Annotated in this window: 20 protein-coding genes; 12 read left to right on the top strand and 8 right to left on the bottom strand. The window is 70.5% G+C overall.

Features of this window, described 5'->3' with window-relative positions; genetic code table 11:
* The first annotated feature begins 2 nt into the window (after nt 1–2).
* The 7 genes from nadC (at nt 3) to ACH41F_RS37600 (ending at nt 5,098) form a co-directional block, all read left to right on the top strand.
* The gene (gene nadC / locus ACH41F_RS37630) at nt 3–989 is read left to right on the top strand and encodes a carboxylating nicotinate-nucleotide diphosphorylase (protein WP_391241601.1); all 987 of its coding nucleotides are present in this window, start codon (nt 3–5) and stop codon (nt 987–989) included.
* A gap of 5 nt (nt 990–994) precedes the next feature.
* A complete protein-coding gene (locus ACH41F_RS37625; RefSeq protein WP_109497635.1) occupies nt 995–1,792 on the top strand; it encodes a type III pantothenate kinase in 798 nt (265 codons plus the stop codon).
* A 142-nt stretch (nt 1,793–1,934) separates the two neighbouring features.
* The gene (locus ACH41F_RS37620; protein WP_391241867.1) at nt 1,935–2,597 is read left to right on the top strand and encodes a hypothetical protein; all 663 of its coding nucleotides are present in this window, start codon (nt 1,935–1,937) and stop codon (nt 2,595–2,597) included.
* A gap of 624 nt (nt 2,598–3,221) precedes the next feature.
* Complete coding sequence (locus ACH41F_RS37615) at nt 3,222–3,401, top strand: hypothetical protein (RefSeq protein ID WP_391241598.1); 180 nt, start codon at nt 3,222–3,224, stop codon at nt 3,399–3,401.
* Between the two features lie 149 nt (nt 3,402–3,550).
* Nucleotides 3,551–3,979, top strand: coding sequence for a BlaI/MecI/CopY family transcriptional regulator (locus ACH41F_RS37610; RefSeq protein ID WP_391241595.1), 429 nt, complete (start codon nt 3,551–3,553; stop codon nt 3,977–3,979).
* Nucleotides 3,980–3,988: 9 nt separating this feature from the next.
* Nucleotides 3,989–4,537 (top strand): amino-acid N-acetyltransferase, encoded by a 549-nt coding sequence (locus ACH41F_RS37605; protein WP_391241592.1) that lies wholly within the window; start codon nt 3,989–3,991, stop codon nt 4,535–4,537.
* A 225-nt stretch (nt 4,538–4,762) separates the two neighbouring features.
* A complete protein-coding gene (locus ACH41F_RS37600) occupies nt 4,763–5,098 on the top strand; it encodes a histone-like nucleoid-structuring protein Lsr2 (RefSeq protein WP_391241589.1) in 336 nt (111 codons plus the stop codon).
* Between the two features lie 9 nt (nt 5,099–5,107).
* Here the strand turns inward: ACH41F_RS37600 and ACH41F_RS37595 are convergent, their stop codons facing one another.
* Complete coding sequence (locus tag ACH41F_RS37595) at nt 5,108–5,797, bottom strand: SCO3374 family protein (protein WP_391241586.1); 690 nt, start codon at nt 5,795–5,797, stop codon at nt 5,108–5,110.
* A 430-nt stretch (nt 5,798–6,227) separates the two neighbouring features.
* On the opposite strand from ACH41F_RS37595, the gene ACH41F_RS37590 reads away from it, so the two are divergent.
* Entirely contained in the window at nt 6,228–8,753 is a 2,526-nt protein-coding gene (locus tag ACH41F_RS37590) for an ATP-dependent Clp protease ATP-binding subunit (protein ID WP_398839538.1), read from the top strand.
* A gap of 86 nt (nt 8,754–8,839) precedes the next feature.
* On the opposite strand, the gene ACH41F_RS37585 is transcribed toward ACH41F_RS37590, so the two are convergent.
* Nucleotides 8,840–9,436 carry an HAD family acid phosphatase gene (locus tag ACH41F_RS37585; protein WP_398839537.1) on the bottom strand — a complete coding sequence of 199 codons (597 nt, stop codon included), beginning with the start codon at nt 9,434–9,436 and terminating at the stop codon, nt 8,840–8,842.
* Between the two features lie 449 nt (nt 9,437–9,885).
* Here ACH41F_RS37585 and ACH41F_RS37580 point away from each other — a divergent pair, with 449 nt between their 5' ends.
* Entirely contained in the window at nt 9,886–10,440 is a 555-nt protein-coding gene (locus ACH41F_RS37580) for a M23 family metallopeptidase (protein ID WP_398839536.1), read from the top strand.
* Here ACH41F_RS37580 and ACH41F_RS37575 read toward each other — a convergent pair.
* Nucleotides 10,437–11,036 carry a TetR family transcriptional regulator gene (locus tag ACH41F_RS37575; protein WP_391241574.1) on the bottom strand — a complete coding sequence of 200 codons (600 nt, stop codon included), beginning with the start codon at nt 11,034–11,036 and terminating at the stop codon, nt 10,437–10,439. The genes ACH41F_RS37580 and ACH41F_RS37575 overlap by 4 nt on opposite strands.
* A gap of 119 nt (nt 11,037–11,155) precedes the next feature.
* Here ACH41F_RS37575 and ACH41F_RS37570 point away from each other — a divergent pair, with 119 nt between their 5' ends.
* The 3 genes from ACH41F_RS37570 to ACH41F_RS37560 all read left to right on the top strand — a co-directional run bounded on the left by ACH41F_RS37570 (nt 11,156) and on the right by ACH41F_RS37560 (nt 13,917).
* Complete coding sequence (locus tag ACH41F_RS37570) at nt 11,156–12,742, top strand: MDR family MFS transporter (RefSeq protein WP_398839535.1); 1,587 nt, start codon at nt 11,156–11,158, stop codon at nt 12,740–12,742.
* 249 nt (nt 12,743–12,991) lie between these two features.
* The gene (locus tag ACH41F_RS37565) at nt 12,992–13,411 is read left to right on the top strand and encodes a helix-turn-helix transcriptional regulator (RefSeq protein WP_398839534.1); all 420 of its coding nucleotides are present in this window, start codon (nt 12,992–12,994) and stop codon (nt 13,409–13,411) included.
* A gap of 74 nt (nt 13,412–13,485) precedes the next feature.
* Nucleotides 13,486–13,917, top strand: a complete 432-nt coding sequence (locus ACH41F_RS37560; RefSeq protein ID WP_391241564.1) for a VOC family protein — start codon at nt 13,486–13,488, stop codon at nt 13,915–13,917.
* A 40-nt stretch (nt 13,918–13,957) separates the two neighbouring features.
* Here the strand turns inward: ACH41F_RS37560 and cseC are convergent, their stop codons facing one another.
* The 5 genes from cseC to ACH41F_RS37535 form a co-directional block, all read right to left on the bottom strand.
* The gene (gene cseC, locus ACH41F_RS37555) at nt 13,958–15,301 is read right to left on the bottom strand and encodes a two-component system sensor histidine kinase CseC (RefSeq protein WP_391241561.1); all 1,344 of its coding nucleotides are present in this window, start codon (nt 15,299–15,301) and stop codon (nt 13,958–13,960) included.
* A gap of 11 nt (nt 15,302–15,312) precedes the next feature.
* Entirely contained in the window at nt 15,313–16,017 is a 705-nt protein-coding gene (gene cseB / locus ACH41F_RS37550) for a two-component system response regulator CseB (RefSeq protein WP_391241558.1), read from the bottom strand.
* 211 nt (nt 16,018–16,228) lie between these two features.
* A complete protein-coding gene (locus ACH41F_RS37545; protein WP_391241555.1) occupies nt 16,229–16,936 on the bottom strand; it encodes a hypothetical protein in 708 nt (235 codons plus the stop codon).
* Entirely contained in the window at nt 16,921–17,463 is a 543-nt protein-coding gene (locus ACH41F_RS37540; RefSeq protein ID WP_391241552.1) for a SigE family RNA polymerase sigma factor, read from the bottom strand. The genes ACH41F_RS37545 and ACH41F_RS37540 overlap by 16 nt, the downstream gene beginning before the upstream one ends.
* A 235-nt stretch (nt 17,464–17,698) precedes the next feature.
* Entirely contained in the window at nt 17,699–18,646 is a 948-nt protein-coding gene (locus tag ACH41F_RS37535; RefSeq protein WP_391241549.1) for an A/G-specific adenine glycosylase, read from the bottom strand.
* Nucleotides 18,647–18,821 lie beyond the last annotated feature (175 nt).

The following is an 18,821-nucleotide window of genomic DNA, read 5'->3' as shown; positions in this document are numbered from 1 at the left end:
ACGTGAGCACCCCCGACCTTCCCCTTGCCGAGACCGGTGGCTGCGGCGACGGCTGTGCCTGTGGCGCCGCCACGGACGGCCTCGACGAGGAGTACCTGGAGTGCGGGCTCGACCCCGCGCTCGCCCAGCTCCTGGCCGACGCCGGGCTCGACCCCGTGGAGGTCGAGGACATCGCCAACGTGGCCATCCAGGAGGACCTCGACCACGGCGTGGACGTGACGACGGTCGCGACCATCTCCGAGGACGCCGTCGCCACCGCCGACTTCGTCGCGCGCGAGGCGGGCGTCGTGGCCGGCCTCAGGGTCGCCGAGGCGGTCGTCTCGGTGGTCTGCGAGGACGAGTTCGAGGTCGAGCGGCACGTGGAGGACGGCGACCGGGTGGAGGCCGGACAGAAGCTCCTGTCGGTCACCACCCGCACCCGCGACCTGCTCACCGCCGAGCGCAGCGCGCTCAACCTGCTGTGCCGGCTCTCCGGCATCGCCACCGCCACGCGCGCGTGGGCCGACGCCCTGGAGGGCACCAAGGCGCGCGTGCGGGACACGCGCAAGACCACGCCCGGCCTGAGGTCGCTGGAGAAGTTCGCGGTGCGCTGCGGCGGCGGCGTCAACCACCGCATGTCGCTCTCGGACGCGGCGCTGGTGAAGGACAACCACGTGGTCGCCGCCGGTGGCGTCGCCCAGGCCTTCAAGGCCGTACGGGAGGCCTTCCCGGACGTGCCGATCGAGGTCGAGGTCGACACCCTGCACCAGCTGCGCGAGGTCGTGGACGCGGGCGCCGACCTGATCCTGCTGGACAACTTCACGCCCGGCGAGTGCGAGGAGGCGGTGGCGCTCGTGCGGGGGCGCGCCGCGCTGGAGGCCTCGGGCCGGCTGACGCTGGACAACGCGCGCGTGTACGCCGACACCGGCGTCGACTACCTCGCGGTCGGGGCGCTCACCCACTCCTCGCCGATCCTGGACATCGGCCTCGACCTGCGTGCGGCGGAGTAGTCGCGATGCTCCTCACCATCGACGTGGGCAACACGCACACCGTCCTCGGCCTGTTCGACGGCGAGGAGATCGTCGAGCACTGGCGCATCTCCACGGACGCCCGCCGCACGGCCGACGAGCTGGCGGTCCTGCTCCAGGGCCTCATGGGCATGCACCCGCTGCTCGGTGACGAGCTGGGCGACGGCATCGACGGCATCGCGATCTGCGCGACGGTCCCCTCGGTGCTGCACGAACTGCGCGAGGTGACGCGGCGGTACTACGGCGACGTGCCCGCGGTGCTGGTGGAGCCGGGTGTGAAGACGGGGGTGCCGATCCTGACCGACAACCCCAAGGAGGTCGGCGCGGACCGCATCATCAACGCGGTCGCGGCGGTCGAGCTGTACGGCGGCCCGGCGATCGTCGTCGACTTCGGCACGGCGACGACCTTCGACGCGGTGTCCGCGCGCGGGGAGTACGTCGGCGGGGTGATCGCGCCGGGCATCGAGATCTCCGTGGAGGCCCTCGGGGTGCGCGGCGCGCAGCTGCGCAAGATCGAGGTGGCCCGGCCGCGGAGCGTGATCGGCAAGAACACCGTCGAGGCGATGCAGTCGGGCATCATCTACGGCTTCGCCGGCCAGGTCGACGGGGTCGTGAACCGGATGGCCCGGGAGCTCGCGGAGGACCCGGACGACGTGACGGTCATCGCCACGGGCGGGCTGGCGCCGATGGTGCTGGGCGAGTCCTCGGTGATCGACGAGCACGAGCCGTGGCTGACGCTGGTGGGTCTGCGCCTGGTCTACGAGCGGAACGTGTCGCGGATGTGACGTGCGCTGCGGTGCGCGGTGGGCGGAGGGGGCACCTCCGCCCGGGTGGCTCCGCCCGCGCCACACCCATCCGCTATGCCGGATTTGTCTGATTAGCGCGTACTGTCGCCGCATGCCCACGCCATACGGATCCCGCGGCGGCATGGCGTTCGGTGTGGAGGAGCTGCGTGTGCTCCGCCGCGCTCTCGCTCTTGCCCTTCACCCCCGAACCGCCTCGGCCGAGGATGTACAGGACTGTCTACGCCTAGCCGACTCCCTCGACGAGGCGATGCGCGAGGGCGTCCGGCTGCGTGCCTTTCTGGTGGCCGACCTCGCCCGGTACCGCGCCGCCCTGCCCGGCACCGCCGCCGGTTACCTCACCCTCCTGGAGGAGGCGCTGAGGGCCGGATACCGGCCCGAGGCCGACGACCTCGCCGGTCTGAGGGCGCTGCGCGGCAATCCCGTCGCGGCCACCCTGCTGGACCGCTGCCTCACCCTCGCCGAGCAGGACGTACGGGCCCGGCTGGCCCGCGGGACGGCCCGGAGGTCCACCCCGGCCGTCCCGGCGTCCCGTGCCCGCCTCCTGGCCCTTCCCGGGGGTCTTTCCGAGAGCGCCCCGGGAGCCGTCGGGGAACTCGCGGCGGAGGACGCCGAGGACAAGCCCCGAACCCCGGCGAAGAAGCCCGCGGAGAAACCGGCCGCCCCCCAGCCGGCCCCCGAGTCCCCGCGGCCCGCGCGCCCCATCCCGACCCCCGGCGAGGTCTTCCCGCGCCGCAAGCCGACCCCGCCGCCCCCGAACCCACCGCAACAACTCGCCGCGGGCTGACCGGCCCGGCCCTGACCGGGCGACCACTGCCCCCGCCCTGACCGGGCGACCACTGCCCCCGCCCTGGCCGGGCGACCACCACCCCCCCCGCCCGGCCGGGCTGACCGCCCCCGCCTGGCCGGGCCACCCGCGCCCCGGCCGGGCTGACCGCCCCCGCCGTGGCCGGGCTGACCGCCCTTGCCTGGCCGGACTGATCAACCCCGAGCCGGCCGGGCGCCCACCCGCGCCCGGGCTGGGCGTCAACCCCGCCCCGGTCGGGCGTCAACCCTGCCCCGGCCGGGCGCGCCACCCCCCTTCCCGTCAGCCGCCCTGTCCCGGCCGGGCGGCCACCCGCACCCCGGCTGGGCGCCAACCCCGTCCCCGCCGGGCGCGCCAATCCGCCCCGGCCGGGCGCGCCAACCCCGTCCCCGTCGACACCGACCCCTCCCCGGCCGGGCGGCCACCCCCGTCCCGGCCGACCCGCAGGCCCGCCCCGCCCGAACCGCGGACCCGCCCCACCCGACCCGCAGGCCCGCCCCGCCCGAACCGCGGACCCGCCCCGCCCGACCCGCAGGTCCGACCCCCGTCGGGTCGCGACCCCCGCCCCCGTCCCCGCCCCGTCCAGCCCGTGGCTACCCTTGTCGTATGGACTACGTCTCCGCGCTCGTGCCCCCGGTCGTCATGGCCGTGTTCTTCATCGGCGTGATCAGGGTGATCGTGAAGACCCAGGGCGGGGCCAACAAGGCCAAGGAGGACGCCGTCGTCGACGCGGCCCTCGCGCGCGCGGAGGGCGCCAAGCAGGCCTCCGCGCACGGCGACGCCTGACCCTGACCTCGGGCCCCGGCCCACCCCGGCGTACGACTCCCTCGTTTTCCGAGTCGTACGCCCTTTTTGTTCTTGTTTGCGGGTCAAGCGCACGTCCGGCACGCGAATGCCGTGTTCTCCCACTATTGTGCTGAGCTGTGCCTCGCCCATTGGGAGAACTCGAAGACGCGGTCATGACGCGGGTATGGAAGTGGAACCGCCCGGTGACCGTTCGAGAAGTCCTGGAAGACCTTCAGCAGGAACGGTCCATCGCCTACACCACGGTGATGACCGTTTTGGACAATCTCCATCAGAAGGGCTGGGTGCGACGCGAGGCCGAAGGGCGGGCCTATCGATATGAGGCCGTCTCCACCCGCGCCGCCTACGCCGCGGCCCTGATGAACGACGCCTGGTCGCAGAGCGACAACCCCGCCGCCGCCCTCGTCGCGTTCTTCGGCATGATGAGCGAGGAACAGCGCCACGCGCTGCGGGACGCCATGCGCGTCGTCCAAGGGCCGGAAACCGCCGAAGCCGCCCGGGATACCGCTCGTGAAACCGGCGAGAACCCCGGCTCGGCCGCGGAGGGCGACGGGCGATAGCGTCCGCACATGTCAGCAGAGAGCTCGCCCGCTCGGCGTCCCGAAGTCACCGCAAAAGCCATCACGGTCCGACGGGCCCGCACCAGCGATGTCCCGGCCGTGCGCAGTCTCCTCGACGAGTACGTCCGCGCCCGCATCCTGCTCGACAAAGCCACCGTGACGCTTTACGAGGACATCCAGGAGTTCTGGGTCGCCGAACGCGACGACAACGGCGAGGTCGTCGGCTGCGGCGCACTCCACGTGATGTGGGAAGACCTCGCCGAAGTGCGCACTCTCGCCGTGAAGCAGGGCCTGAAGGGCGCCGGCGTCGGTCATCAGTTGCTGGAGAAGTTGCTGCACACGGCCCGTTGGCTCGGTGTTCGCCGGGTTTTCTGCCTGACCTTCGAAGTCGACTTCTTCGGCAAGCACGGCTTCGTCGAGATCGGTGAGACTCCGGTTGACACCGATGTCTACGCGGAGCTGCTGCGTTCCTATGACGAGGGTGTCGCGGAGTTCCTCGGTCTCGAACGAGTGAAACCGAACACCTTGGGCAACAGCCGGATGCTTCTGCATCTGTGATCGTCACGCCCTATTCCAGGGGGCGACCCTGCCCAGGTTCCCTATGTCCGAAACGCGCATGTTTCCGGACCGGAGTCGACCGGTCTGTCTCTCCCAGGGGTTTGTGTTTTCTCAGCAAAAGCGGTTTGCTTTCCGACGTAACGCAGTACTGCATATAACAGGGGGCGGCGAAACGGCGGACGCCGCAGACCCCAGTCCCTCAAGTTATCGATGAAAGGAAATCCGGTGGCACAGAAGGTTCAGGTCCTTCTTGTCGACGACCTCGACGGTGGCGAGGCGGACGAGACCGTGACGTTCGCGTTGGACGGCAAGACGTACGAGATCGATCTCACGACCGCCAATGCGGACAAGCTCCGCGACCTTCTCGATCCTTACGTGAAGGGTGGTCGTCGTACCGGAGGCCGCGCTGCGGGCGGTCGCGGAAAGACGCGCGCCGCCGCCGGCGGCAGCCAGGACACCGCGCAGATCCGCGCGTGGGCGAAGGAGAACGGCTACGAGGTCAACGACCGCGGCCGCGTTCCTGCGTCCATTCGCGAGGCCTATGAGAAGGCCAACGGCTGAGCCCCGCTCCTAGGGACAGGCAGGCGGCTGAGCGCACGCGCGCAGCCGCAGGCGGTGGCACCACACCGCCACCGTGTCCAGCAGCCGTACGAGATCGGGGGCGTCCCCACCGCCCCCCAGGGCCGACAGCGTCGGCAGCGAGGCCTCGGCCTCACGCCCCGGCACGGGGGGCCGCAGCCACACGGCGGCCCCCCGGAGCGCACCGGAACCCCCCGCGGACAACGGTCGCGGTCCGGTAGAAGCAGGCTCGGCGGAACGTCCCGGGCCGGTCGCACCGGGCAGGAGAGCAGGGCGTACGACGTCGGTGGGCGCCCCCGGGCCGGGGGGCGGCGGCGCGTCCATGAGCCCGCCCTCGCCGATCGCGGTCAGATCGAGCGCCAGCGCGCCCCACTCCAGCCAGTCCAGCACCCCGGGCACCTCTTCCGCGCTGCCCGCGGCCAGCAGCAGCCGCATCCGGTCGCCCTGCACGGCCACCGGGGAGCCCGGCGCCAGATGCCGCAGCCCGGCCCGGCCCGCCTGGAGCGGCACGTCCAGGACGTCGAAGACCGGCCCCACCCGAAGTCGTAGCGGGGATTCCGGTGTCCCGGGCACGGTCGGCCACCCCAGTTCGTTCTCGTACCACCGGCGGACCTGATCGCTCGATTCGAGCGGCCGGCGGGGGGAGGGGACCGTGGTGACCGGAGGGACTGTGCCAACCATGCCAAGTGCAACCGCCGGAAGAGCGCCGGAGTTACGCTGGGTGCCCCTGCTGTGGCGCAGGGTGTCGGAGGAGGGGGCGTCCGGGGGTGCGGGGAGGCGCAAGGTTGTTCGCCCGTAGCGGAGGGAACCGGTGCGCGCGGCATGGACTGTCGGTGCCGGCGGGTAAGACATCCCTAGTGGGAGGGGGCGACACGCAGGACAGGACGTCTCACGTTCGCCAACGGCGTACTGGCGATGGGGGTAACTGCCTGGCCTGCGGGAACATCGTCTCGCACCATCGGGTTGGAGCAGATGTCGGCGTTCGGGGTCAGGAGGCCATCGACGGTGTCGGCAGTTGGAATGAGCGGTCCCCGCTTGCGGGACTAAGCTGCGGAAGGACAGGGAGGGGAAGTTCCCCCCACTGCCTGACCGCTCTGAGGAGCGATTAACGATGTTCGAGAGGTTCACCGACCGCGCGCGGCGGGTTGTCGTCCTGGCTCAGGAAGAAGCCCGGATGCTCAACCACAACTACATCGGCACCGAGCACATCCTCCTGGGCCTGATCCACGAGGGTGAGGGTGTCGCCGCCAAGGCCCTTGAGAGCCTCGGGATTTCGCTCGAGGCGGTCCGCCAGCAGGTGGAGGAGATCATCGGCCAGGGCCAGCAGGCCCCGTCCGGGCACATCCCCTTCACCCCCCGTGCCAAGAAGGTCCTGGAGCTGTCGCTCCGCGAGGCCCTTCAGCTGGGCCACAACTACATCGGCACGGAGCACATCCTGCTCGGCCTGATCCGCGAGGGCGAGGGCGTCGCCGCCCAGGTCCTCGTCAAGCTGGGCGCAGATCTCAACCGGGTGCGGCAGCAGGTCATCCAGCTGCTCTCCGGTTACCAGGGCAAGGAGACCGCCACCGCCGGCGGGCCTGCCGAGGGCACCCCCTCGACGTCCCTGGTCCTCGACCAGTTCGGCCGGAACCTCACCCAGGCCGCTCGTGAGTCCAAGCTCGACCCGGTCATCGGGCGCGAGAAGGAGATCGAGCGGGTCATGCAGGTGCTGTCCCGCCGTACCAAGAACAACCCGGTCCTGATCGGTGAGCCCGGCGTCGGCAAGACCGCCGTCGTCGAGGGCCTCGCCCAGGCCATCGTCAAGGGCGAGGTGCCCGAGACCCTCAAGGACAAGCACCTCTACACCCTCGACCTCGGTGCGCTGGTCGCCGGCTCCCGCTACCGCGGTGACTTCGAGGAGCGCCTGAAGAAGGTGCTCAAGGAGATCCGCACCCGCGGCGACATCATCCTGTTCATCGACGAGCTCCACACGCTGGTCGGTGCGGGTGCCGCCGAGGGCGCCATCGACGCGGCCTCCATCCTCAAGCCGATGCTGGCCCGCGGTGAGCTCCAGACCATCGGTGCCACCACGCTGGACGAGTACCGCAAGCACCTGGAGAAGGACGCCGCTCTCGAGCGCCGCTTCCAGCCCATCCAGGTCGCCGAGCCGTCCCTGCCGCACACGATCGAGATCCTCAAGGGTCTGCGTGACCGGTACGAGGCCCACCACCGTGTCTCCATCACGGACGAGGCGCTGGTCCAGGCCGCGACCCTGGCCGACCGGTACATCTCGGACCGCTTCCTGCCCGACAAGGCGATCGACCTGATCGACGAGGCGGGCTCCCGGATGCGCATCCGCCGGATGACCGCTCCGCCGGACCTCCGCGAGTTCGACGAGAAGATCGCCGACGTCCGCCGGGACAAGGAGTCCGCGATCGACTCGCAGGACTTCGAGAAGGCCGCGTCCCTGCGCGACAAGGAGAAGCAGCTCCTCGCCGCGAAGGCCAAGCGCGAGAAGGAGTGGAAGGCCGGCGACATGGACGTCGTCGCGGAGGTCGACGGCGAGCTGATCGCCGAGGTCCTCGCGACCGCCACCGGCATCCCGGTCTTCAAGCTGACCGAGGAGGAGTCCTCGCGTCTGCTGCGCATGGAGGACGAGCTCCACAAGCGGGTCATCGGCCAGGTCGACGCCGTCAAGGCGCTGTCGAAGGCGATCCGTCGTACGCGCGCGGGTCTGAAGGACCCGAAGCGTCCCGGTGGTTCGTTCATCTTCGCCGGCCCGTCCGGTGTCGGTAAGACGGAGCTGTCGAAGGCTCTGGCGGAGTTCCTCTTCGGTGACGAGGACGCGCTGATCTCCCTCGACATGTCGGAGTTCAGCGAGAAGCACACGGTCTCGCGGCTCTTCGGTTCGCCCCCCGGCTACGTGGGCTACGAAGAGGGCGGCCAGCTGACGGAGAAGGTGCGGCGCAAGCCGTTCTCGGTGGTCCTCTTCGACGAGGTCGAGAAGGCCCACCCGGACATCTTCAACTCGCTGCTGCAGATCCTGGAGGACGGTCGTCTGACCGACTCCCAGGGCCGGGTCGTGGACTTCAAGAACACGGTCATCATCATGACGACCAACCTCGGCACCCGGGACATCTCCAAGGGCTTCAACCTGGGCTTCGCGGCCTCGGGTGACAAGAAGACCAACTACGAGCGCATGAAGAACAAGGTCTCGGACGAGCTCAAGCAGCACTTCCGCCCCGAGTTCCTCAACCGCGTCGACGACGTGGTCGTCTTCCCGCAGCTGACCCAGGAGGACATCCTCGCGATCGTCGACCTGATGATCGGCAAGGTGGACGAGCGCCTCAAGGACCGGGACATGGGCCTGGAGCTCTCCCAGTCCGCCAAGGAGCTGCTCTCCAAGAAGGGTTACGACCCCGTCCTGGGCGCGCGGCCGCTGCGTCGCACGATCCAGCGCGAGATCGAGGACACCCTCTCGGAGAAGATCCTCTTCGGCGAGCTGCGCCCCGGTCACATCGTCGTCGTGGACACGGAGGGCGAGGGCGAGACCCAGACCTTCACCTTCCGCGGCGAGGAGAAGTCGGCGCTGCCGGACGTCCCGCCGATCGAGCAGGCGGCCGGTGGAGCCGGTCCGAATCTGAGCAAGGAAGCGTAGCCCTTCGGGGAGCGCGTGAAGAAGGGGCCGCCCCGGAACTTCGGTTCCGGGGCGGCCCCTTCTCGGCTTTCAGGGCGCGTCGACGCTCAGGAGAGCTGGCCGTCGTAGTCCGGCAGCTTGTACGTCTTCTCGGCGTGACCGCCGGACAGGTCGGTGGGGCTGTTGCCGATGTTCGCGATGATCGTGTAGCCCTTGTTCTCGATGTCGACGCGCTTGGCCGTCTTGTAGGCGGCGACGTCCTTGAAGAGATCGACGAAGCTGCGGACGTAGAGGCCGGAGACGTCGTAGCCGACGTGTTCGAGGTTGTGGTCGGTGAACGAGTAGACGATGCCCGGGCGGGCCGTGACGAAGAACAGGGCGACGCCGTGGTCCTGGACGTACTCGGCCACGTCCAGGACGGGCTCGTTGGCCGGCTGGGGGTAGCTGAAGCCGAAGTCGGTCTCCAGGCTGGTGTTGTCGATGTCGAGGACGATGGCCTGCTTCTCGCCGGGCTTCGCCGCGGCGATCCGCTGCTTCAGGTACGGCAGCGCCTGGTCCATGACCGCCTGGCAGTCCCGCTGCCAGGTGGTGTAGTCGACGTCTTCGGTGGTCGCGGCCTCGGCCGGGGCGGCGAGGGACACGAGGGCCGCCGTGGAGACGGCGGTGACGGCCATGCGGCGCACCAAGGGGCGTCGGTTCGTCATCGGGGGAGGGTCCTCTCACGTCGTTAACGCTGCCGTTGTCGGGTGCATGCTCGTCGGCGTGGGTGGCGCGAGGGGAACCGTAGGGTTACCGAGGGGTAAGTGCCAAGAGGTGTGCGTCACATGAACGGGAAATCCGTGACGCTGAGAGCTGGCTGGCCGGTGACATGACGCACAGGCGATTTGTCCGTTACTACGCGGAATAGTGGAAAGCGTGGGGCGAGGAAAAGAGGCTTTCCTTCCGGAATGCCGAGGCCATTACGCCGTCCTGTGCCGATTCGTCCTGGATGCGGTCTCTGTCAAGAACCGGGAAGTTTTGGGGTGAAGTACTAGTTTCCGTCGTAGATCGGCGGTTTGAGGCTCGTGGGCCTTCGGGGTTACCAAGGGATGCCCCATCCGGCAGCCGTCCGTGCGCCGGGTGGTTTTCATGTCCCCGTCCCCATGAGGTTTCGATGTCCCCGCGCTTCTCTGCCCGTTCTTCCCGTACGTCCCTGCTCCGCTCCCGCGTGGCCGTGGTGGCCGCCGGCCTGGGGGTCTCGGCCGTGCTGGGGACCGGAGTCGCGGCCGCCGCCGGCACGAGCGGCGCCGCCTCCTGGGTCGACCCGGTGAAGAAGTACAAGCTCAGCGCGAGCTTCGCGCAGGCCGGCGGCATGTGGCAGTCCACCCACAGCGGTCAGGACTTCGCCGTCTCCAGCGGCACCAAGGTCTTCGCCGCGCACGGCGGCACGGTCGTCAAGGCCGGCGGCAACGGCGCCGGCGACGGCCCGGCGTACGGCAACGCCATCGTCATCAAGCACGGCGGCAAGACCTACTCGCAGTACGCCCACCTCTCGCGCATCGAGGTGAAGGTCGGCCAGGTCGTCAAGACCGGTCAGCGCATCGCCCTGTCCGGCAACACCGGCAACTCCAGCGGCCCGCATCTGCACTTCGAGGTCCGTACGACCGCGAACTACGGGTCGGCCATCGACCCGGTCGCCTTCCTCCGCTCGAAGGGCGTGACCGTCTAGGACGCGCCGTCCGCTCCGCGGTGGGCCTGGGTCACCAGGTCCAGCGCCACGTCCAGGGCCGCCGTCCGCTTGTCCTCGTAGCTGCCGGGGAGGTCCTGGAGGAGGAACATCCCGACGTGCAGGGTGAAGATCGCGCTGGTGTAGCGGACCTGGTCGACCAGTCGGGCCGCCGGGTCGATCATGATGTCGCGCAGGCCCTGCATGCGCTCCTTGAAGGTCTCGCCGACGCGCAGTTCCCGTACGGTCGCCTGGTTCTCCTGCATGAAGCGGAACAGGGGGGAGGCGTCGGCGAGGACGTCGCTGTAACGCCGGATGATCTCCTGCTTCGTCTCCAGGGTGTGCGGCTGCTCCCGGCCCCACTCGATCAGGTCGAGGATCGGCTGGGTCAGATCGTCGAAGATGCTGACCAGGATCTCTTCCTTGGTCTTGAAGTGGTAGTAGAGCGCCGCCTTCGTGACGTCCAGGGCCTCGGCGATCTCGCGCAGGGAGGTCTTCTCGTAGCCCTGCTCGGCGAAGAGGTCGAGGGCCACGTCCTGGATGCGCTGGCGGGTGTCCCCGCGGCGCCGCTGCTTGGTGCCGTCCATGGTGCCGCCCATTCTCCGTGAAGCCCTTGCCCTTGAGCAAAACTTACTTGACGACCGGCTAGTTGCGGGTCTACCTTCCCAGTGTAGTCAACTTGCCGGGCAGCAAGTAAGTAGCTGGGGGAGTGGGAGTCATGGCGGACACAGACACGGCGGCCGCACCGGAGGCCGCAGAGAAACCCAGGAGCGTGCGGGTCGTTCTGCTCGCCCTGATGATCACGATGATGCTGGCGATGCTCGACAACATGATCATCGGCACCGCGATGCCGACGATCGTGGGCGAACTCGGCGGCTTGGAGCACCTGTCCTGGGTCGTGACCGCGTACACGCTGGCGACCGCGGCCTCCACCCCGCTGTGGGGCAAGCTCGGTGACATGTACGGGCGCAAGGGCGTCTTCATGTCGTCGATCGTGCTCTTCCTGGTCGGCTCGGCGCTCAGCGGCATGGCCCAGGACATGGGGCAGCTCATCGGGTTCCGGGCCGTCCAGGGTCTCGGCGCCGGTGGTCTGATGGTCGGGGTCATGGCGATCATCGGTGACCTCATCCCGCCGCGCGAGCGCGGCAAGTACCAGGGCATGATGGCCGGCGTCATGGCGCTGGCGATGATCGGCGGACCGCTGGTCGGCGGCACCATCACCGACCACTGGGGCTGGCGCTGGGCCTTCTACATCAACCTGCCGCTCGGTGTCGTCGCGCTCGCCGCGATCAGCGCCGTGCTGCACCTGCCGAAGAAGCGGGCCAAGGCGCGCATCGACTACCTCGGCGCCGGGCTGCTGACCGTCGGCATCACCGCGATCGTCCTGGTCACCACGTGGGGCGGCACCGAGTACGCCTGGACCTCCGCGCGGATCATGGAGCTCATCGGCATCGGCGTGGCCGCGCTGATCGGGTTCGTGTTCTGGCAGACCAAGGCCGCGGAGCCGGTGCTGCCGCTGCACATCTTCCGCAGCCGCAACTTCACGCTGATGTCCCTCATCGGGTTCATCACCGGGTTCGTGATGTTCGGCGCGACGCTGTTCCTGCCGCTGTACCAGCAGGCCGTCCAGGGTGCCTCCGCGACCAACTCCGGGCTGCTGCTCCTGCCGATGCTCGGCGCGATGCTCGTGACGTCGATGGTGGCCGGACGGGTGACCACGAACACCGGGCGGTACTACGTCTTCCCCGTCCTCGGCAGCGCCCTCATGATCGTCGGGCTCTACCTGCTGTCGACGATGGACACCGGCACCTCGCGGTTCACCTCCGGCGTCTTCATGGCCGTCGTCGGGCTCGGCATGGGCTGCCTGATGCAGATCACCATGCTGGTCGCGCAGAACAGCGTCGAGATGAAGGACATGGGCGTCGCGTCCTCGTCCACGACCCTCTTCCGCACCCTCGGCTCCTCCTTCGGCGTCGCGATCATGGGCGCGCTGTTCAACAACCGGGTCCAGGACGTCATGGCCCAGCGGGGCGGCACGGCCGGGGCCAAGATGACCGAGCAGTCCGCGCAGGTGAACGCGGAGGGCCTGGCGAAGCTGCCGGCGGCCCTGCGCGAGGCCTACCAGCACGCTGTGTCGGCCGGCACGCACTCGGCGTTCCTGCTGGGATCCGCGGTGGCGATCCTGGCGCTGATCGCCGCGGTGTTCGTGAAGGAGGTTCCGCTCAAGGGGGCGGGACCGAAGACGGACGAGGAGAAGGCGGCACAGGAGGCCCCGGCCCCGATGCAGGTCGCCGAGCCGGTCTGACCCCCACTCGCCCCGCAGCAACCGAAGGCCCTCCGGCGGTGTCCGCCCCGGGGGGCCTTCGTCGCGCCCGAGGGTGCTCGCCGCCCCCGAGCGGTCCCGTATCCGAGGGTTCCCTCGGCACCCCTGCCACGGCTCCCGCGGGTCCCGCCCCGGACCGTCGGCGGTGGGTGGCGGTCTCTCCGGTCGGCGCCCCGGGCCCGTGAGGCGCTGTCCCGCGCCCCTGTCAGTTCTCCGTGTCACCATCGGCCCATGGACAGGACTCGGCGGCTGCGGCTGGCCAAGGACGTCATGGACCGGGACTGGGCAGACCCGGAGCTCGATCTGGAGGCGGTGGCCGGTGAGGCCGGGTACTCGCGGTATCACTTCATCCGTGCCTTCAGGGAGACCTACGGCGAGACGCCCGGGCAGTATCTGACCCATCGGCGTATCGAGCGGGCCGAGGAGTATCTGCGCGGTGCCGATCTGTCCGTCACCGAGATCTGCCATCTCGTCGGCTTCAGCAGCCTCGGCACCTTCTCCGCCCGCTTCAAGACACGCACCGGGCTCACGCCGAGCGAGTACCGGGCGCGGCACGTGGGGCGCGGGGCCTCGCTGATCCCCGGCTGCTACGCCCTCTTCTGGGCCGGCGGCTTTCCCCGCAAGGACCGCAACTCTGGAGAAGCGTCCTGAGGCCCGCCCTGCCTACCGTGGCCTCGCGAGCCGTCGCGGACCGTCGCGGCCCCGGACGACAGGAGAGCAGAGCCATGATCAAGCGCCTGGGCATCACCACCGTGTGGACCTTCGACCAGCAGCGCACCAAGGCGTTCTTCACCGAGAAACTCGACTTCGAGGTGCGCAACGACCTCTCCATGGGCGACATGCGCTGGGTCACCGTCGGGGCCAAGGACCAGCCGGACGTGGAGCTGGCGCTGATGAGCCTGGACGGACCCGGACTGGACCCTGAGTCGTCCGAGGCGCTGAAGAAGCTCGTGGGCAAGGGCGTCATCGGGGCGGGCGCCTTCCACACCGACGACTGCCGGGGCGACTACGAGACCTTCCGTGCGCGCGGGGTGGAGTTCGTCCAGGAACCGCAGGAGCGGCCGTACGGTGTCGAGGCGATCTTCCGTGACGACAACGGCAACTGGTACTCGCTGACCGAGCGCAGCGAGGAGCTCGACTTCTCGAAGCCGTTCTGACCCGCGCCCCGGTCCCTCCGCCGAGGGCCCGCAGGGCACCTCACGGCATCATCGGATAGCTCCCCGTGTTCGTCGGCGCGTGCTCCGGCAGCCACAGCACGGCCACCGCGCCCTCCGCCGGTATGCCCTCGCGCGCGCCCGGCGGTCGGATGTTGCGGAAGGTGAGCCGCGCGCCCAGCACCCGGGCCTGACCGGCCGCGATGGTCAGCCCGAGCCCGTGTCCGTGCCCCGCCCGGTCGCTGCTGCCGGTGCGGAAGCGGCTCGGCCCGTCGGCGAGCAGATCCTCGGGGAACCCGGGGCCGTGGTCGCGGACCCGGATGACCCGGCCCTCGACGGTGACCTCGATGGGCGGCTTGCCGTGCCGGCCGGCGTTGGCGAGCAGGTTGAACAGGACCCGCTCCAGGCGCCGGGGGTCGGTCGTGACCATCGACTCGTGGACCACCCGGACCGTGATCTCGGGGTCCTTGGCGGCCACCCGCCGGGAGATGAACTCGCCGAGCAGGATGTCCTGGAGCTCCGCCCGCTCGGACGCGCTGTCGAGACGGGCCACCTCCAGGACGTCCTCGACGAGCGTGCGCATGGCCTTGGCCCGGTCCAGGACCAGCTCGGTCGGCCGGCCCGGTGGCAGGAGCTCCGCGGCGGTCAGCAGGCCCGTGACCGGGGTCCGCAGTTCGTGCGCGATGTCCGCGGTGACCCTCCGCTCCGCCTCCAGCCGCTGCTCCAGCGCGTCCCGCATGGCGTCCACGGCGCTCGCGAGGTCGTCGGTCTCGTCGCGGACGACCCCGCCGATCGCGTCCCGCACCCGCACGTCGGTCTCGCCGCCGGCGACCTCGTTGGCGGCGGCCGCGGCCTTGCGCAGCCGGCTCGACAGCCGGCCCCCGATGAGCACACCGAGCGCGCTGCCGCCGAGGACGACCGCGATGGAGCCGATGACGAGCGCCTGGTCGAGGTCGTTGAGGATGTCGGTGCTGCGGTCGGTGAACCCGGTGTGCAGGGAGAGCACGGTGCCGTCGGACACCGGCACGGCGGCCCAGATGTCCGGTACGCCGCCGGGCCCCTCCGTCACGTACGTGGCCCGGCGCCCCTTCTCGACCATGTCCCGCAGGGGAGGGGGCAGGGCCGAGTCGCCTTGGCTGACGCCGGGGAAGTTGGCCCGCCCGGTCTTCTCGAAGTTGTTCTGGGCGATCTGGATGCGCTCGTCCGCGAGATCGCGGGCGTTGTCCAGCATCGAGACCCGGGCCGCGTTGTGCACGACCAGGCTCAGGGCGATCGCGACCAGCGCGCCGACCAGCGCGATGGCCGCGCTCAGCTTCCACCTGAGTCCCGTACGGATGCCCGTACGCTCCAGCCGCGCCGGGACCAGGCGCCGAAGTGTCCCCCGCATGTCCGCCCCGCTCAGGCCTTCAACTTGTAGCCGAAACCACGGACCGTCTCGATCCGGTCCTGGCCGATCTTCGTGCGCAGTCGCTGCACATGGACGTCGACGACGCGGGTGTCACCGCCCCAGCCGTAGTCCCACACCCGCTCCAGGAGCTTGTCGCGGGACAGGACCGTGCCCGGCGCGGAGGAGAACTCCAGCAGCAGCCGCATCTCCGTCGGGGTGAGCGCCACCGGCTCCCCGGCGCGGCGCACCTCCATGCCCTCGGTGTCGATCTCCAGCTCGCCGAAGGTCAGGGTGCCGCCTTCGGGCGCCGCGGCGGACTCGTCGGCCCGGTCGCCGCCGCCCGCGTGCCCGAAGCGGCGCAGCACCGCGCGGATGCGGGCGACCAGCACGGCACCGTCGAACGGCTTGGTGACGTAGTCGTCGGCGCCCGCCTCCAGGCCCAGGACCACGTCGATGGAGTCCGCGCGCGCCGACAGCATGATCACCGGCACGGTCGACTCGTCCCGGATGCGCCGGCACAGGCTGACGCCGTCCAGACCCGGGACCATGACGTCCAGCAGGGCGATGTCCGGGCGGTCGGCGCGGAACGCCTCCAGGCCCGACAGTCCGTCGGGCATGGCGGTGACCGCGAAGCCGTCCCGCTCCAGGGCGAGCTGGGTGGCCTCGCGGATGACGTCGTCGTCCTCGACGAACAGAACGTGGGTCTGATCTGCCATCCCGCTGCTCTCTGTCCTCGTGTCGCTGTCGGTCGGTCGGCTGTCGGTCGGGTCGCTGTGGGCCGGGCCGCTGTCGGTCGGTTCGCTGTCGGTCGTGTCGCTGTCGGTCAGGTGTCTGTCTCGGCCGGGGGCCGAGGGGGGTGCCGGGTCGCTCGCCGGGTGTGCCGGAGAGCGCCGTCGATGAGTGATCGGATCGCAGGACCCGATCGGTTCACCGCGGCGAGGGCACCGGCGAGGGCTCGGGGCCGAGGTCGCCGAGCTCGTTGTGCGTGTACCGCCGCTTGACGAAGCGGCCCGCCGACCACCGGTAGGTGATCACGTCCTCGCCGGACGGGCTCGACACCGAGTCCCCCTTCTCGTACACCTGTTTGCTCACCACGAGGTTGCCGCCACTGTCTATCTCCGCGTAGACCGGGGACTCCTCGGCGCTGAACACATTCTCGTACGCACCACCCGTGTCGCGATACACATAGGCGCCCACCCCGACGCCGTCGCCGCAGGTCAGCACGTTGACCACGATGTCGTCCGACATGCCTCGGGTGAGGTCGCCGTGGGCCACGTCGACCGGGTACTCGTCCGCGACGCAGGGCCTGAGGTCGTCCTTGACCTCCGCCGAGACCCTCGGGTCGTCCTTGACCAGCTCGGCCGCCTCCGCGTGGCTCAGCGAGGCGGAGGCGGCTCGGGTGGGCAGGTCGGAGGGGGTGACGGCGGTGGCCTCGGAGGGTGCGGTGCCGGAGGCCGTGTCGCTGCCCGCCGAGGAGTCGGTGAAGGCCGGCCCCTCGTCACGGGCACCGGTGCCGCCGGTGGCGCAGGCGGAGACGAAAAGGGCGAGGGCGGCGAGTACGGCCACTGCCGTCATCGCCGCCTGCAAGGTGCCCCGGCCCGGTGAGGGGTCCGCGTCGGTCAGGCCGCCGTGCAACGCTCCCGCTCCTCACGCTCCAGCGCGCGTGCGTCCAGATCGCGGCTCTCCAGCTCCTCGCGGAGCCGGGCGAGGGCCCGGTGCAGCGTGCTCTTGACCGTTCCGGCCGACATGCCGAGCGCGGCGGCCGTCTCCTCCGTGGACATCTGCTCCCAGTGTCGCAGCACGACCACACTGCGCTGCTTCGGGGCGAGCACCTTCAGGACGTCCATCAGCAGGGCGCGGTCCGCGTGCTGGTCGGTGGCGTCGTCGACCGAGGCGTCGGGCAGCTGCTCGGTCGGCACCTCCTCCAGCTTGCGGGCCCGCCACCACTCGGTCCGCGTGTTGATCATGACCCGGCGCAGGTACGCGTCCGCCAGCCGCTTGTCGGCGATGCCGTCCCAGCGGTGGTACGTCCGCGCGAGCGCCGTCTGGAGGAGGTCCTGGGCGTCCACCGGGTCCGGGACCAGGCGACGGGCGCTGCGCAGCAACGCGTCCTGTCGGGTGCGGACGTACTCCTCGAACTCGAGCACCTCGCCCTGCGCCATGATCGACCGCCTCCATCCCCGTCCGGCCCGCTCGCTGCCGGTTCTCCCATGCCTTGTGTGCCGCTGTACCGCGGTACGCCAATGAAGCTACGGAGCTGTTGTCACGGAGCTGTGCGGAGCAGCGCGCGGCCAGCGCTCGGCTGTCCGTCGGTTGTGTAACGGAAGGAGGAAAGGGGCAAACCGGCGCACCGATTGGCGCTGGTTTGGGGGGATATCGCGGTGAGGTGCGGTGCTGTTACGTCAACGGCAGCCGATACAAACCACCGGGAAGAGGTTCGACGAGTCCGTCCGCGACCAGTCCGTCGAGCGCGCGGGCCCGCTGCACCGGCTCGTGCCACACCCGGTCGAGCACGGCCCGCGGCACGGGCGCGTGGGCTTCGCGCAGCACGGCGAGCAGCTTGCCGCGCACCTGCCGGTCCGTCCCGGCGTACGTCTGGCCGCGCCGCGGCGGGCCGTCGTGCTCCGGCTTGCCCGCGAGCCGCCAGGCGCACTGGGCGGCGATCGGGCAGCGGTGGCAGGCCTCGTTCTTGGCGGTGCACACCAGCGCGCCGAGCTCCATGGAGGCGGCGGCCCAGCGGGCGGCCGTGTGCTCCTCCTCGGGCAACAGCGCCCGGGCCAGCCTGCGTTCGGCGGCGGTGGTGGCGTTCGGCGGGTACCGCACACCGGCGACGGCCCGCGCGAAGACGCGACGGACGTTGGTGTCGAGGACGGCGTGCCGCTGCCCGTACGCGAAGGAGGCGACCGCCGCGGCCGTGTACTCCCCGATGCCGGGCAGCGCCAGCAGCTGGGCGTGGTCGGTCGGTACGTCGCCGCCGTGCCGTTCGGTTATCGCCACCGCCGCCCCGTGCAGCCGCAGCGCACGGCGCGGGTAGCCGAGCCGGCCCCACGCGCGCACGGCCTCGCCGGGGGCCTCCGCGGCGAGGTCGGCGGGGCGTGGCCAGCGGGCCAGCCACTGCTCGTACACCGGCAGGACCCGGCTGACCGGCGTCTGCTGGAGCATGAACTCACTGACCATCACCCCCCAGGGACCGGCCTCCGGGCGTCGCCACGGCAGATCGCGGGCGTGCTCGTCGAACCAGTCGATGACGGGGGCGTGCAGGTGCTCTCCGCCGAGGGACCCGTCGCGGGAACCGGAGGGGGCGGTGGCAGGGCTGCTGTGCGGGGGCTTCGTGGGCGCAGTCATGGCCTTCCGATCCTGCCATGCGGGAGGGGGGCCGCGGGGATCGCGCCACCCCTCAGGGGTACGGCGGGCAGGGCGCGCGGGGGTGCGGGGACCGCCCGCGTCCATGTCGTGATCATGTGGCGTACCCACGTAGGGGTGTCGTGGGCGATCGTGTCGCCCCAAACATACGGTCACC

The organism is Streptomyces sp. NPDC020489, from assembly GCF_044386545.1.
Classification (GTDB): Bacteria; Actinomycetota; Actinomycetes; order Streptomycetales; family Streptomycetaceae; genus Streptomyces.
The sequence above is the reverse complement of the archived record's forward strand: the minus strand, read 5'-3'. Positions and strand labels throughout refer to the sequence as shown.

Bases quoted from the DNA above. Each gene is read 5' to 3' on its own strand.
- ACH41F_RS37625 (WP_109497635.1), top strand. From the start codon at position 995: ATGCTCCTCACCATCGACGTGGGCAACACGCACACCGTCCTCGGCCTG.
- ACH41F_RS37620 (WP_391241867.1), top strand. From the start codon at position 1,935: ATGGCGTTCGGTGTGGAGGAGCTGCGTGTGCTCCGCCGCGCTCTCGCT.
- ACH41F_RS37615 (WP_391241598.1), top strand. From the start codon at position 3,222: ATGGACTACGTCTCCGCGCTCGTGCCCCCGGTCGTCATGGCCGTGTTC.
- ACH41F_RS37605 (WP_391241592.1), top strand. From the start codon at position 3,989: ATGTCAGCAGAGAGCTCGCCCGCTCGGCGTCCCGAAGTCACCGCAAAA.
- ACH41F_RS37595 (WP_391241586.1), bottom strand. From the start codon at position 5,797: ATGGTTGGCACAGTCCCTCCGGTCACCACGGTCCCCTCCCCCCGCCGG.
- ACH41F_RS37590 (WP_398839538.1), top strand. From the start codon at position 6,228: ATGTTCGAGAGGTTCACCGACCGCGCGCGGCGGGTTGTCGTCCTGGCT.
- ACH41F_RS37585 (WP_398839537.1), bottom strand. From the start codon at position 9,436: ATGACGAACCGACGCCCCTTGGTGCGCCGCATGGCCGTCACCGCCGTC.
- ACH41F_RS37580 (WP_398839536.1), top strand. From the start codon at position 9,886: ATGTCCCCGCGCTTCTCTGCCCGTTCTTCCCGTACGTCCCTGCTCCGC.
- ACH41F_RS37575 (WP_391241574.1), bottom strand. From the start codon at position 11,036: ATGGGCGGCACCATGGACGGCACCAAGCAGCGGCGCCGCGGGGACACC.
- ACH41F_RS37570 (WP_398839535.1), top strand. From the start codon at position 11,156: ATGGCGGACACAGACACGGCGGCCGCACCGGAGGCCGCAGAGAAACCC.
- ACH41F_RS37565 (WP_398839534.1), top strand. From the start codon at position 12,992: ATGGACAGGACTCGGCGGCTGCGGCTGGCCAAGGACGTCATGGACCGG.
- ACH41F_RS37560 (WP_391241564.1), top strand. From the start codon at position 13,486: ATGATCAAGCGCCTGGGCATCACCACCGTGTGGACCTTCGACCAGCAG.
- cseC (WP_391241561.1), bottom strand. From the start codon at position 15,301: ATGCGGGGGACACTTCGGCGCCTGGTCCCGGCGCGGCTGGAGCGTACG.
- cseB (WP_391241558.1), bottom strand. From the start codon at position 16,017: ATGGCAGATCAGACCCACGTTCTGTTCGTCGAGGACGACGACGTCATC.
- ACH41F_RS37540 (WP_391241552.1), bottom strand. From the start codon at position 17,463: ATGGCGCAGGGCGAGGTGCTCGAGTTCGAGGAGTACGTCCGCACCCGA.
- ACH41F_RS37535 (WP_391241549.1), bottom strand. From the start codon at position 18,646: ATGACTGCGCCCACGAAGCCCCCGCACAGCAGCCCTGCCACCGCCCCC.